At 62.0% G+C, this 13,359-nt stretch carries 14 protein-coding genes and 1 pseudogene; 5 read left to right on the top strand and 10 right to left on the bottom strand.

The window, feature by feature from the left end; genetic code table 11:
- Positions 1 to 62: 62 nt before the first annotated feature.
- Complete coding sequence (locus C2L64_RS54490) at positions 63 to 209, top strand: hypothetical protein (RefSeq protein ID WP_167449633.1); 147 nt, start codon at positions 63 to 65, stop codon at positions 207 to 209.
- 5 nt (positions 210 to 214) lie between these two features.
- A complete protein-coding gene (locus C2L64_RS51685; protein WP_244212343.1) occupies positions 215 to 1,096 on the top strand; it encodes a hypothetical protein in 882 nt (293 codons plus the stop codon).
- 202 nt (positions 1,097 to 1,298) lie between these two features.
- Here C2L64_RS51685 and C2L64_RS51680 read toward each other — a convergent pair whose 3' ends face one another.
- From C2L64_RS51680 to C2L64_RS51665, 4 genes are read right to left on the bottom strand one after another with little or no spacing between them, the layout of a single operon-like run.
- The gene (locus C2L64_RS51680) at positions 1,299 to 1,661 is read right to left on the bottom strand and encodes a hypothetical protein (protein ID WP_103154009.1); all 363 of its coding nucleotides are present in this window, start codon (positions 1,659 to 1,661) and stop codon (positions 1,299 to 1,301) included.
- Positions 1,658 to 3,547, bottom strand: a complete 1,890-nt coding sequence (locus C2L64_RS51675) for an integrase (protein WP_103154010.1) — start codon at positions 3,545 to 3,547, stop codon at positions 1,658 to 1,660. The genes C2L64_RS51680 and C2L64_RS51675 overlap by 4 nt, the downstream gene beginning before the upstream one ends.
- Positions 3,544 to 5,424 (bottom strand): integrase, encoded by a 1,881-nt coding sequence (locus C2L64_RS51670; RefSeq protein ID WP_103154011.1) that lies wholly within the window; start codon positions 5,422 to 5,424, stop codon positions 3,544 to 3,546. Before C2L64_RS51670 ends, C2L64_RS51675 begins: the two co-directional genes overlap by 4 nt.
- Positions 5,421 to 6,869, bottom strand: a complete 1,449-nt coding sequence (locus tag C2L64_RS51665; RefSeq protein WP_103154356.1) for a site-specific integrase — start codon at positions 6,867 to 6,869, stop codon at positions 5,421 to 5,423. The genes C2L64_RS51670 and C2L64_RS51665 overlap by 4 nt, the downstream gene beginning before the upstream one ends.
- A gap of 100 nt (positions 6,870 to 6,969) precedes the next feature.
- Here C2L64_RS51665 and C2L64_RS51660 point away from each other — a divergent pair, with 100 nt between their 5' ends.
- Entirely contained in the window at positions 6,970 to 7,182 is a 213-nt protein-coding gene (locus C2L64_RS51660) for a hypothetical protein (protein ID WP_244212342.1), read from the top strand.
- Between the two features lie 23 nt (positions 7,183 to 7,205).
- On the opposite strand, the gene C2L64_RS51655 is transcribed toward C2L64_RS51660, so the two are convergent.
- Positions 7,206 to 7,430, bottom strand: a complete 225-nt coding sequence (locus tag C2L64_RS51655) for a hypothetical protein (RefSeq protein ID WP_090839338.1) — start codon at positions 7,428 to 7,430, stop codon at positions 7,206 to 7,208.
- A gap of 379 nt (positions 7,431 to 7,809) precedes the next feature.
- On the opposite strand from C2L64_RS51655, the gene C2L64_RS51645 reads away from it, so the two are divergent.
- Positions 7,810 to 8,268, top strand: coding sequence for an SET domain-containing protein (locus tag C2L64_RS51645; protein WP_090839341.1), 459 nt, complete (start codon positions 7,810 to 7,812; stop codon positions 8,266 to 8,268).
- 171 nt (positions 8,269 to 8,439) lie between these two features.
- On the opposite strand, the gene C2L64_RS51640 is transcribed toward C2L64_RS51645, so the two are convergent.
- On the bottom strand, positions 8,440 to 8,649 hold the full coding sequence (locus C2L64_RS51640; protein WP_090839344.1) for a dodecin: 210 nt from the start codon (positions 8,647 to 8,649) through the stop codon (positions 8,440 to 8,442).
- Between the two features lie 85 nt (positions 8,650 to 8,734).
- On the opposite strand from C2L64_RS51640, the pseudogene C2L64_RS56570 reads away from it, so the two are divergent.
- Positions 8,735 to 8,851: pseudogene (locus C2L64_RS56570) on the top strand (hypothetical protein); the annotation flags it as partial.
- A 48-nt stretch (positions 8,852 to 8,899) separates the two neighbouring features.
- Here C2L64_RS56570 and C2L64_RS51630 read toward each other — a convergent pair.
- From C2L64_RS51630 to C2L64_RS51615, 4 genes are all read right to left on the bottom strand, one after another.
- On the bottom strand, positions 8,900 to 10,105 hold the full coding sequence (locus tag C2L64_RS51630; RefSeq protein ID WP_007587666.1) for an IS110 family RNA-guided transposase: 1,206 nt from the start codon (positions 10,103 to 10,105) through the stop codon (positions 8,900 to 8,902).
- A 328-nt stretch (positions 10,106 to 10,433) separates the two neighbouring features.
- Entirely contained in the window at positions 10,434 to 11,279 is an 846-nt protein-coding gene (locus C2L64_RS51625) for a sugar phosphate isomerase/epimerase family protein (RefSeq protein ID WP_090839120.1), read from the bottom strand.
- Positions 11,280 to 11,348: 69 nt separating this feature from the next.
- Positions 11,349 to 12,512 (bottom strand): dihydrodipicolinate synthase family protein, encoded by a 1,164-nt coding sequence (locus C2L64_RS51620; protein WP_090839119.1) that lies wholly within the window; start codon positions 12,510 to 12,512, stop codon positions 11,349 to 11,351.
- Positions 12,513 to 12,528: 16 nt separating this feature from the next.
- Entirely contained in the window at positions 12,529 to 13,299 is a 771-nt protein-coding gene (locus C2L64_RS51615; RefSeq protein WP_090839117.1) for a 3-ketoacyl-ACP reductase, read from the bottom strand.
- Positions 13,300 to 13,359 lie beyond the last annotated feature (60 nt).

The following is a 13,359-nucleotide window of genomic DNA, read 5'->3' as shown; positions in this document are numbered from 1 at the left end:
CTCGCGTGCGGCAAGTGCGGTCCGGGCGCAAGGCGCCGGCATGCCCGCCGATCGGCGCGCTGATGCGCTATGGCGAGCGGATCGTTCGAGTGATCGCCGAAGCGAGCGGCCAGCGCGTGATCATCGAGTCAGTCAATGAGGACGGCCGCGCCTTTCGCAGCACGGTGAAATGGATTAGCCTGAGCGCTCTTCAGGATCAACTCTTCTGAGCGCGATGACGATGCAGCCGACCGCACAGCAGCTCGATATCTTCGCCGACAGCCGCGACGTGGTGTTGCGCAACGGCGTCCTCGATCAGTTGCAGCGCCGCGATGGAGCGGCCGCGCGAGCGGCCCTGGAAGAACTGGCCGCCGAGTATCCGGACGACCGCGCGCTGTCCGCGATGACGGTGCTTGTCCGTGAACTCGAAGGTGGGTCCACAACGCCCTTCGCTGATCACGCGGTACTGGCCGTCGCCCGCCGACACCTCGAGGATGAAGTGGCGCCGGCCGTGCGGCAGGTGCTGCCCGCGCAGACGGGTTACGCATGGCTGGCCCCGTGCTGGTCGTCGCTGGCGCAACGGGCCGCAGGCCTGGCGTTTCGCGGCGTCCAGGCCGACAGTCATGCGGGGAATCACGCCGCACCGCTGTGGCTACTGGCGGGCGAGTGGATGGCCGCATGTGACGCGGTCGAGCGCATTGAATCCTGGTGGCGCATTCCGGCGCCCCTCATGTGGATGACCGAGGCGCGCTACCGGACCGAGGGGCTGGATGCCGCCTGGCCGCTGCTTGCGGAACTGGCGTGGCTGGCGCCGGGCTGTTTCGCCGCGTTGCTGACCAGGCTGGGCGACGCGTCGCTTGACGCGCTGCGCCGGCGCTTCGATGCCGAGTTTCCCGGAACGGGCGGAGCCGACGATTACGCGTGGTTCCCGGCCTTACGCGCAAGAGAAAAACAATGGACATCGCCCGGAGCCTTGAAAATACTGGGATCAGCTGTCTGCGAGGTGTCCATCAGATCAGCCGAAAAAGTGGACAGCACGACCGTCGGAGTGTCCATCTTTCGCAGCAAGTTCCGCATGGTTGGAAGCCCGATAAAGCCGGGCGTCCAACCATGCTAGAGGGTGTCAAACCACCGCGCATCAAGGGTTCACTTCGCCGGGCTTCGCCCGCCCTTGACCCGTTCAGCGGTCTCACAGAACCACGATCGAATTTGATGCGTCATTACGCGGGGTGAGCCGTACCGGGAATCTTCCCGAACATCAAATCGACGCAAGCGAAACAGCCCAAGCGCCCGTTTCGAGCGAAGACGTCCGCCTCGATCTAGCGCGGCTGCAAGGGCAGGACGCTACCGCCACGCAGCGCGGCCAGTTCTTTGCGCAGGCCGAACACCTGCCGCAGCAGTGCGAGTTCACGAGCCAGCGACTCGTCAAGCTGTGCCTGCAGATCCTTCGCGTCGCCCTTCGCGCGGTTCAGACGGTCGGTCAGTTCGCGCTTCGGGCGCTCGGCTACTGCGTTGGCCGCGTCGATCGCTTCGATCAGTTCAGCGAACTGCGGGCGCGACTTCTTGATGCTGCCCTTCTTGCGGCCCGCCTCGATCGCTACGGTGTCGTTGTTGATACGCGCATTCTTGCGCTTTTTCAGCCGTTCAAGGGCGGCGTAGTAGTCGGTCATGGCGCCGCTCATGCTGTCTCCGGGTTGATCAGGTTCTCTTGCGCGACAAGCAGTCGTTGCAGCGTCTGTGCTTCGATACGGTATTCGACGCTAGCCTCATCGACAGCGCGCAGCTTCTCGACCGTAGCCTGCTGCGCCTTGATCACGCGCTGAAGCTTTGACGGCACAACCACGAGGTTACGGCAGTCCGATTCAAGGCAATCCAGACGCATCCAGTCGAGCGGCGTCGACTTGCACTGTTCGACGCTGGCACAGCCGCCTAGCACTGTCTCGCGGTACGCCAGCTCGCCCTTCTCGAACATCCTGATCGTCTGCTCGCGCGAGTAGACCGACACAGGCGAGGCCTGCACGGCACGGCTCTGCGTCCACGCTGCATGCCCGCCGAATAGCCGCCCGTCAGAGAACAGCACCTGCTCGGCGTACGCAAGGTACTCGGACAGGCCCTGTGCCTCGGCCCATTCCTTCGCGAAGTGGGTCTTGTCGGTGTCGATGAAGCCTTTCGCGAATGCCGAGCCACGAGCGTAGTACATGCTCATCTCCTGCGTGATGTGCTGCAACTGACGCTTGAGCGTCGGCAGCGTTACGAGACCGCTGCGGTGCGCGTACAGCGCGAGCGTGCGGCGAAGCTGATGGCGCGTGAACGGCCACTGTTGCCCGGCCGCGTACTTCGGCTCGTCTTCCCAGGCGCGGTGCATGTCGACACGCTTCAGCTCAGCGATGTCCTCGACCGTGATCGTCGGGAAGACACGCTCACGAAAGGCTTCGATATCGTCATGTACGTTACTCGCCGCCCGGTTTGCCACGTACCCATAACTCAGATTCAGACCCATCCGGCAGAACAGCAGGTGCGAACCGTCCGTCGATTCGGCGTAGCCTTGCGCGCCGTGTGCCCGGTGCGCCTCGCCCGACAGCCGTTGCGCGAGCCTGACGGCGCGAGCAGCGAGCGGACCGGTCACCCAGCATGCGCGCCTGGGACGCCCGCCCGACAGCTTGGTCGTGACACCCTCGATGGTGTAGTGCGTCACGCCATCGAGACGGGTCTCGCTCAGGCAGTCGTACGGCAGGTTCTCCGCTTCCGCCGCGCGCATGCCGGTGAACGACACGATGACAAGCTGACATAGCGCGCTAATTGACGCGACAAGCGACGACACGACGTAACGGCGGTCCTTGCACCGGAAGTGCGCGGCAGCCCTTACCAGTGCCGCAGAGACGCCAGGACTCTCGCCAGCGTACCCGCGTGCGAGGTAGTCCGACAGAACGTCAGCGACGCCCTCAGCGATGCCGAGGTCATGCTGACAGGTCGACAGGAAGTGCTGGTAGATCCGCGTCGGGATGACAGGGTATTGCGAGTATCCAGCGTGTTGCGCCCAGCGTTCAAGCAGAGGCCTATGCAGTTGGGCCAGCGGTACGCGCAGCCCTGTGGTCTCGACCCCCAGACGGTGAAGCTTCACCAGAATCGAATGAAGGCGTTGGGCCTTCGCCTCCATCCCGGCTTGCGCCGCATAGTCCAGAACAACGGCGATGTTGGACAGGCCCTCGTAGAGCGTAAGCTGAAGTGCGGCGGCAAAGAACATGAACTCCCTCAGGTACATTGAACGAGCCTGAAGCGTGCCGGACGCCGGTACCGTATCGGTCGCTTCGTGCATCAGAAAGTACATGACCTGCTTCCATTGACGCGTAGTCGCTTCTGAAAGCGCGCGGCTCACGCCGTCAGGCGAGTGACCCCTGAAATAGAGATGGGTGCTGCGTGGCCCAACCATGTATGCACGGATGTCCCAGGCGTCGTCACCAAACAGCGAAACAGTGTTCCCAGCCGTATCGTGCGTGACGACCGTATCGTCCTCTACCCGATACCAGTCGGGACGCTCAGCGATCGGCGCAATCAGCGTGTTGTTCATGCCACTCCCAATTCGAAAAGCTGGTTGAGCTTGGCCAACCAGAAAGTGTCCAGATTCCCTTCGATGTCAACGTCCTGCTCAATCTGATGGACCAACGCGGCGTCGCGCTTGCGCAGTTCATCCAGCAGGAAGTCAACGCGCCGCAGCACGGCACCGAACGAACTGTCGTACTGCTCAATCGAGTCGGCACGTCCGCTCACGAGCCTGACGCAGTGACGACAGCTCAGCAGCTTGCGGATGTCGGCGACGTCAGCGTGTACGCGGTACTGGTCGCAGAAGAGACACCCTTCGGTCGAGCGGCAATCAGGCTGTACGGTGACCGATGCCGCGATTGGCGCAGGCTTGTTGAACTCGATGCAGACACCCACCGCACTCCTGATGCTGCCCGCCGGGTCGTTGACGGGCTTGAGCACGGTCTTCTCCACCAAAGCGAGGAACGCGCCCATCTCTGCCTTGTGTGCGGCGTCCGTGCCGTTCGAGTATGAACGCAGTGCCGTGGCCAGCGAGTGCCCCATCAGCTTCGCTGCGACGATGGGGCCGTGGTTGCTCACCGCCCAATCCTGCTTCGCCGCGCGCCACTGACGTGCGCTAATTCGCGGCAGCACGATCCCGAGCTTGTTGAGCCGCGCGTAAAGCAGAGTCAGAAATTCGGTTGGGAGACCGATTGGCCGTCGTAGCTGTACCTGATTCCCGACTACGATGAATAACCCGTCGCAGTCTGCGTCCTGCACCAGATACTCGCGCAGCGCCAGATACGTCTTGAGCTTCGGCATGAAACCCAACGAGACGGTAAACGTTACGTCCTTCCCGGCTGCACGGTACTTGACCTCGCGAAACTTCTGACGTGCAACTGACGCATCCTGCAGGCTCGCGGCGAGCCCCGGGCTCCACTTCATGGCCAGCAGTTGCGCGAGATTGATGCCTGTTTCGGCGAGAAACAGCGCGGCGAAACAGGAGACCGCTATCGAAGCGTGCGAGCGGCGGATCGGAGACTGCGCGTCCGCGTTCGCCGCCGCAAGATTTTTAGCCGTTAGCCTGGCGATGCTCCACGAACTCGTTCGAGGATTTTTAGCTCCTGCCCCAGCCATGCGCGTCGTGAGTTCTTCGCGAGTGCGCGGCTCTCCCGTCTCCAGATTCCAGCCAAGCAGGCCGCGCGAGTCGTCGCCTTTATTACGGCCAAATGGGTGCGGAACAAGGCAAAGATGCTCGCCTCGTGCCGTGGTCACGTGCATCGGGTACGGCTTGAAATCGAGTACGAGCGTGGTGATGCTGTTGAAGAGTGCGTCAGCCCATGCGAGCAGGGAGGCTTGTGCTTCGGCATCTGGCACAGCCGTTGGCACAGAAGCAGCCTCTTGGCTGCGCAGCACCCTCGCATCGGTACAGAAGTCGTCGTCTCTGAAGAGCTCACGTAGCATCGACAGCAGATTGCGCTGATAGCGGGCGACGGAATTGCGGTGCAGGCTGCCCAATGAGACCTGTTCGCGCTTCTCACGGAAGTAGCGATGAACCGCGTCCGCGGTAGCCTTCTCGTCACAGAGCACCTGATGCAGGCCCTGCATGTCGGCCCAGTTGACGAAGTCAAGCATGACGCGCAGAGCACCGTAGACCGTCTTCGGACGCATCGCGCCAAGGGTCATACGCCCGGAAAGCTGCGCCACCAGCAGGCGTACGACCTTGGCCCGTTCGCTGCTGAAGCTTGTTTGGTCGAAAGTGCGTCGCGTGCGCTGCCGGCTCGACGTATCACGCGTCAGGTAGCAGATCCGCCCGATATCGGACCTGCTGGCAAGGCCTTCCCACTTGAGCAACGCGCGTTCGGGGTGCAGCAGCGTTGTGCCCTCCGCGAGCGGCATGCACACTTCCTCATAAAGGCGGCTCATGCTGCCACCGCAGTGTCGAGGGCGCGCGTGACCAGTGCCGACAGGTGCGTGCCCCAGCCGTCCTGCACAGCGTCGAAGAGCTTGCGGTTCTCGCGGTAGCCGAGGTAAATCTCGGTCGTGGACGGCCGGGCGTGCCACATCAACTGCCGCAACTGATCGAGTGCCCGGGTGTACTTAGTCTCATTCGCTGTCATCGTGTCGACCATGTTCAGCCCGTAGGTCGCGCGCAGGTCGTGGAAGCTGAACTCGTACCTGGGGTTGCCGAGCTGTACGCGCATCATGGGCAACAGTTCGTCCCTGATGAACTGGCGTACGGCCTGCCCCGTCTTGAGGTGACGGCGTACGTGCGGGCCAGTGCTGACCGGGGCGCGCGACGCGCGGTCCTCGTAGAGCGGCGCACCGCGATGGCTCAGAAAGAGCGGCTGGTCGAAGTGATCGCCGCCGTCTGCCAGTTGGCGACGCTTGCGCGCACGATCGCTGTGCATATAGATGTACAGCCGCTCGTAGAAACCGCGCGGCAGATGCAACACGCCCTTGACACCGCCCTTCGTGTCGATGCCCGTACCCGGTCCGCAGGCGAGACGGATGTCGTCGCCGTGAAACTCGCCCGGCTTGCGCATCACGTGTTTCGCGCGCATGGTCAGTACCGTCTGGATCCGAGCGCCCGTCAACAGTGCGAACAGATGAACGAGCGTCATCTCGGTGTTGCCGAGAGCGGCTAACGATTCAAGCAGTACCGACTGCTCGGAAGAGGGGAGCGGGCGCAGGCGAGCGCCGTCCTGAATGCGGTCGTCCCACGGGTCTTCTGCGCGCCGACCACTGATCGACAGGTCGGTGGTCTTGACCTCGATCACGCTGCTGAAGCCCTTCTGGTCCTTGAACTCGATGAACCGGTCAGATTCGACCCACGGCGCGTTCACGGGCTTGAAGCCTGCTTCGGTCATTAGCCAGCGATAGAAGCGCACGATAGTGCCCATACGACGCCTGGCGACGCTCGGAGACAGTTCGCCTGCCTGCACGGCCAGCTTGATCGAGGCGCTATAGCGGTAGGTCGGACGTTGCCGCTTGTTCACGGGGAACACCAGCCAGTCGATGCCCTCGTCATCCAGATAACGACGGAACGCCACCAGATCGTCTGCGATGCTGGCGAAGGTCAGCATGTTGGGCGACGACTTCGACTCCATCATATCGATGAGCCAGATGTTCGCCTCAGCCCACGGCGTGCCGTCCGCGAGTCGGACAACAGGGAAAAGTGGGAAGGTACCTGCGATCGACTGCGGACGGGAGTCGCGCCTCCTGCTGGTGTCCGGGTCTGCGAGCAGGACCGTGTGGTAGATGGCGCCGCCCTCGGGCGTGGTGATGCTGACCGGCGTCGCGCCGGGTGTGTCGCGGTCAACAACCTCGGTCAACGGCAGTTGCCGGATGGTGGTTCGTCTTGCTGTCATCGCCCAGATCCTCATGCTGTGTTCGAGTGGGCGGCCTCTTTAACACAGCCTGCGAGTATCATGGAATCGTTCTTGGCTTGCGCATACGGCGTGGCTGCTGGTGGTCAAGCCGGCGCTCGCGGGCCGGCTGGGTGAGGCGCGTGTGCAACGTAATCGGGCGGAATCGCGCGCGACGGCTCTGCTGGGGGAGATCCTGCGTCGGGAGCACGAAGGCGATCAGCATGAGCTGGTCAGCCTGCGCCAGAAGCTCAGCCGCCTGCATGCGGGTCTGTTCGAAGCGTACATGGGGACACGGAAAGTGCAGCACCGGTGAGGCGATCTCGACGCAAACCGGGATCAGGGACGCGAATACTGGTTCAGATGCGGCGAATGGCGCGTCATATGGTGATGATGGTGTTGCCTACCGATCGACTCGGCTCCGGCAAGTGGCGGCGACGACGTGGCGCGCCCGCGTTGCGGCGCGCCCTGGCCTTCGCCGAAGTAATACGTCTGCGAGGTTTGCGCGTGACCGGCAGCGGACAGCAACAACGCCACCAGTAACAGACATTTCGAAAGCTTCATGTGTGCTCCTTTTGAGCGGGACCGTCAGGATAACGCAATGCGCCGTCGCGTCCAGAACAGGGATCTGTTGGGGTGTCAACAAGGTACGCGTTTATGCCCCGCAGGGCATAAACGCGTATCCCGGCCGCCCCTCAACAAAGGTTGCGGCTACTGGCGGGATAACAGGACGCAGCCAGTCGTTTTTCCTGCAGCAGATGATCGAGAGCGGCATCGCCGCGATTGAGGCGACCTGGCTGCCGCCGGATGTTCTCGCGCAGGTCAGGAGCGGCACGATGCCACCGCGACACGAGGCGAGTGACGTGATGTCGGACCTCTTTGACGGCCATTGAGTCTTGATCGAGCCGACGTGTTCCCGGCAACAACGATCGCTGGTTATCAGATGAAGAGTCGACGTCGAATCTCGGTACGCAGCTTACCCATTCACGGTAAAGGTGTGTTCGCGACCGTGACGATCCTGGGCGGGGAACTGATCTGCGAGTACAAGGGAAAACGGGTCCCAAGGGAAGCAGCGATGACCGGTCCTCCCCGGGATCTTGCGCAACCGGACCACACCTTCCTTTTTGATGTCGGAGATGGTTACGTCATCGACGGTGCCATCGGTGGCAACAGCGCACGATGGATTAACCATTCGTGCAATCCCAATTGCGTACCGGAGCTGGACGGACAGAAAATCTTCATTCGTGCCCGGCGCAGGATTGACGCGGGTGAAGAATTGAGCATCGACTATGCTCTTGTCAGTGATGAGAAGATGTCAAGGGCACTTCGCGAACGGTATGCCTGCCACTGTGGGGCCCGGCGATGTCGAGGTACGATGATCGCTGGAAGCGGGTCGCGATAGGCAGGTTGGGGCAGCGCCAACGCCGCGTCGACGATCTGCGGGACGCGTGCGAAGCCAAAAGCTGCATCCGGCGTCTTGCCGAATGCAGCTTTTTTAATGCGCGCGCGAATAGCGCCGACCGCGCGCCGCACTGTCATGCATACGGCGTGCTGCGTGCGGTCTGACGCAGCCTCAATCCTCGATGCGCAAGCCGACCTTCAGTGTCACCTGCCAGTGCGAGACCTTATTGTCTTCGATTTGACCGCGCGTCTCCACGACTTCAAACCAGTGCATATTGCGGAGCGTTTTACCAGCTTTTTCGATCGCGCAACGGATGGCGTCGTCGCTGGATTTCGTCGACGAACCGGTCAGCTCGATCTGCTTGTACACGTGGTCGTTCATGATGCACCTCCTGGTGGTCGAAAAAGTATAGGCAATGCATATCGCATGAACGAACCAAAACGCGGTCGCGCATCACGTGCCCGACATGCTTCAACGCGATGCGGCGGTTATGCAGCCGACAATGAACGAATCCAAAGTGAAAAGAGACCCCGAGGGCGCCCGCCGTCGCATTCTGCCGCAGGACGTGCAGAAGGACCCGAAGGTGATCGAGGCTTATCTGGGGTGCGGGGGGGTGCCCCTATGTGATTCGTCAAGCGGTAGGGGCGGATTTTGGTTGGTAGAGGGTGCCGTCGCGCAGCATGGCGAACAGCACGTCGCAGCGTCGTCGAGCGAGAGCGATGAGCGCCTGATTGTGGCGCTTGCCCTGCTGGACCTTGCGCGTGTAATAGTCCCTTGAGATCGGGTCTCGCAGGGCAGCAAAGGCCGAGAGGAAGAGCGCTCTCTTGAGTACCTTGTTGCCCCGTCTGGACGGGTGTTCGCCACGGATGGACGAGCCCGAGCGTCGGGTCACCGGGGCGAGGCCGGCGTAGGCGGCGAGATGCGCAGCCGATGCGAAGGCTTTGTGAGCGACTTCAGTGAGGAGTCTGGCGGCGGTCCTGACGCCGACTCCCGGCATGCTGGTCAGGACCGGCCAAAGAGGGTGTGCGTGCACCAGACGTTCAACTTCGCTGGCAACCTCCTCGCGTTGCTTGCGCAAGGATGCGAGTTGCTGGGCAAGACGCGGCATGACGATGGTTGCGGCCTGAGTACCGGGCACGATCACAGCCTGTTCGCTGAGCGCCTGGACGATGTCGGAAGCCAGGCTCTTGCCCATGCGAGGTGCGAGTTTGGTGAGGCGGTTGGCGAGTGTTTTCTCGCTGGCTGAGGCGAGCTCGGCGGGTGACGGGTATCGCTCAAGCAGATCGAGCACGGCCGGATGGTCGAGCCGCGGCCCCACGACCCTTTCCAGCGCCGGATGGATCTGGGTGAGCAGACCTCGAATGCGGTTGCTGGTCTGCGTGATCTGGGCCGCCAGATCGTCGTCGAAGCCGCACAGCATGGTGAGTTCGGCGAGTGGTTCGTCAGCCAGCCGAAGTGAGCGCAGCGTATGCGGCATTGAGCGCGCGGCTTCAGCAATGATGGCGGCATCGCGAGCATCAGTCTTGGCTTCACCGGCGTGCAGGTCGGCGATGCGGCGCATAGCCAGACCCGGTAGATATGCGACCAGAACATCTTCATCACGGGCGACTGCCACGGGCAACGCGCCGATGGTGGCGGGTTGATCGACGACGAACAGGAGCTGGCCGTGCGTCTTGAGTTCGGTAATGAGGGCGCGCAGCTTGGCCTCATCGTTGGGCAGCGCCTTGTTGTAAAGGCGCTTTCCGCGCCGATCGAGGGCGACGGCGTGATGGTGGCCTTTGCCGACATCGACGCCGACGAATACATCGACAGAGCTATGTTGTTGGTTTTCTTGCATCGAAGGCTTTGCAGGTTGAACGGTTTGGCCTGCAACATCGGTGGCAAGTCTCGGCATCCACGTTACGGACGGCCTCAAGATATCCTGGCCGAGCCCCTATTAGCGATCACCAGCCACCCACCAGGCCCGGTGACAACACCCCCCGGATCATGACTGCGACTGGGGGCGAGAATCATGCCGGGCCTAGCTGGCCAAATCCTCGATTGTCGAGGAATGAAGATAGTAACGGGGCCACTGATGGCTAGGGCAATGTTGAAAATCAACGACCTTCAGGTCAACTACGGCGGCCTTCAACGAGTCTGACGATGACGTGTTGCTGGCTCGAGTCTCAGCAGACCGATTGCAGCCTCTCCGCGCATGTCTTCAAGACGAGGTCGGGTGGCAGTTTCCACCAGTTGTCGCGCGAGAAGATCTCGACTTCAACCATGCGGGCATATCCCGCATTCTCGACGCTCTGCCGGAAGCCCTTGAGGTCGATCACGCCGTCTCCCATCATGCCCCGGTCGAGTAACGTGTCTGTCGTCGGTACCAACCAGTCGGAGACGTGGTAAGCGAGAATGCGGTTGTCCTTGCCGATCGAAGAGACCGCCGCTTCCAACTGAGGGTTCCACCAGCAGTGGTAGACGTCGACCGCGATCCCCAGGAAACCATCGTTATGCGGATCAAGCTCGCGCGCAAGGGCGTTCGCCTGGTCGATGGTGTTGATCACCGATCTTTCACCCGCATACATTGGATGCAGCGGTTCGATCGCCAACCGGACGCCCAGCTTGCGTGCTGCTTCCAGCAACGCACCGATCCCATCCTGTACCTGCGCGCGTGCATCTGACAGGTCGCGGCTACCTTCAGGCAGGCCACCCACGACCATCACGAAGCACTCGGCACCCAGTTCGGCGGCATCGTTCAATGCCCGAACGTTCGACTGGATGTTGGCCAGACGCTGCTCTTCCGTCGAGGCAGGGAAGTAGGTCGACCGACAGTACCCGGTGACTTTGAGTTCGAGCGCGCGAATCTGCCTGGCGATCTTGCTCACATCGGCCCCTTCGACTTCATGACGCCAAGGGGCGAGCCCACCGAACCCCGCCTTGGCGATCCGGTCGATCGTCACGGCGATGGGTTCGCGGTGTCCGAGTGTTGCGGTGTTGATGGAGCAACGGGTGAGGTGCAGAGGTTCCATGTCGCCAATCCAGCTTTCGTTGAGGGTCGCTGATCCAGGAGAAAGCCGCCAAAGTAGCAGCTTCTGCGTTCATTCCGCGCACCCGAGCGTCGTCATGACCGCTCGCATACGGCGGACGGCCAACTCGGGATCCTTGAGAAGATTCGCTTGATCGGCAAGTCGGAAGACCTCTGCCAGATAGGCGGGCGGCCTCAGGCCGTGATGTCCGCCCAACATGAAGAAGTGCGGCTGGAACCCGTTCAGATAAGCGAGGAACACGACCCCGGTCTTGTAGTACTGCGTCGGTGCGCGAAAGATGTGGCGCGACAGCGGTACTGTCGGTGCGAGAAGATCGTTGTAGCGTGTCAGATCGTTCGAAGCCAACGCAGAGAGTGCTTGTGACGCGGCAGGCGCGATCGCGTCGAAGATACCGAGCAGCGCGTGCGAGTAGCCGAACTCGTCGCCAGCGATGAGAACCGGATAGTTGAAGTCGTCGCCTGTGTACATCTTCACGGACGCCGGTAGGCGACGACGGAAGCCGATTTCCTTCGCATCGTCCAGCAGAGAAATCTTGGTGCCGTCGACCTTCGCTTCATTCGCGGCGATGACTTCGAGGCAGACCTTGGCCGCGTTTTCGAAGTTGCTGTGGCCCCAGTATCCGGCCAGTTCGGGATCGAACGCCTCGCCAAGCCAGTGGAGAATGACCGGCTTGTTGCAAGCAGACAGCACTTCCCGGTAGACGCGGATGTAGTCGTTCGCATCCCTGGCCACGCGCGCGAGGGCGCGGCTCGCCATCAGAATGATCTGGCCACCCGCACGCTGGACGCTCTCGATTTGCGTCAGGTACGCCTTGATCACGTCGTCGCACGAGCGGGCATCGCTGACCGGCAAGTGATCCGTGCCGCAGCCGGATGCGATCAACGCGCCGGGAATGTCACGTGTTTCATTCAGGCTCCGGACGATCAGTTCCTTGGCCGACTCCCACGGCAGACCCATGCCACGCTGCGCGGTATCCATCGCCTCGGCGATCCCCAGCCCTTGCTCAAGCAGGTAGCGGCGATATTCGATGGTCCGGTCCCAGTCGATCGCGCAAGGTTGTCCGAGTTCGCCGCTGCGCAGCGGATCGGCAACTACGTGCGCAGCCGAGTAGGCGATGCGGTTAAAGGGTGCCGCAGGCTTGACGACTTGCAGTGGCGTACCGGTCAGACGGTAGTCAACGAGTGCGCCGTCCAGGGTGGGGAGCTTGATTTGCATGGCTTGAATCTCGAAATCAGTATTTAGAAACAAGAAGACCGCCATCGACGCGGATCGCCTGACCAACGCTGAACGGCAGGCCACCCTTCGCCAGCGTGCGCACGGTAAGTGCGACTTCATTCGGCGTTCCCCATCGTTTGATGGCGGTCAGCCCGTTCTCCATGAGCGCGTCGTAGCGCGCCTTCGATGGCGCAGTCATTTCCGTCTCGATCAGGCCCGGTTGCACCTCGAATACGCCGACCCCCAATTCAGCAAGCCGCAAACTGAACAGGGTGGTGGCCATCGACAGACCCGCCTTCGAAATGCAGTACTCGCTGCGCTGGGGCGACGCCGCGACGGCGTTGGATGAGGTGATCGTAATGATCGAGCGATTGACGGCCGGTTGGGGCCCTTTGGCGACTCGCCGACCGAATGCTTGCATCAGAAAGAAGGTGCCTCGCGTGTTGACGTTCAGGCAGCGGTCGTAGCTTTCGGGCGTGACGTCCAGAAGATCACCGCGCGACATGACGGACACGCCGGCGTTATTGACCAGGCAGGTGACAGGGCCGAGCGCGTCCTCGACCGCCTGAAACAGCGCGTCGTGGTGCGCGATGTCCGCGAGGTTCGATGTCAGCGCGACACACTTCACGCCGATGCGTTCAATGTCGGCGCGCGTGGCGACCAACTCCTCTGATGTCTCGACGTCCGTGATTGCGACGTCGAACCCCGCATTGGCAAGCTCGAGCGCGATCGCTCGACCGATGCCGCGACGAGCGCCCGTAACCAGTGCGACTTGGCGTTGCTCCATGTGTCATCTCCTGCGTGGCTTTTCTGATATGTCGTCTTACGATTCGCCGCGCAAATTCTT

The organism is Paraburkholderia hospita, from assembly GCF_002902965.1.
GTDB lineage: Bacteria > Pseudomonadota > Gammaproteobacteria > Burkholderiales > Burkholderiaceae > Paraburkholderia > Paraburkholderia hospita.
This window is presented reverse-complemented; position numbering and strand designations above follow the sequence as displayed.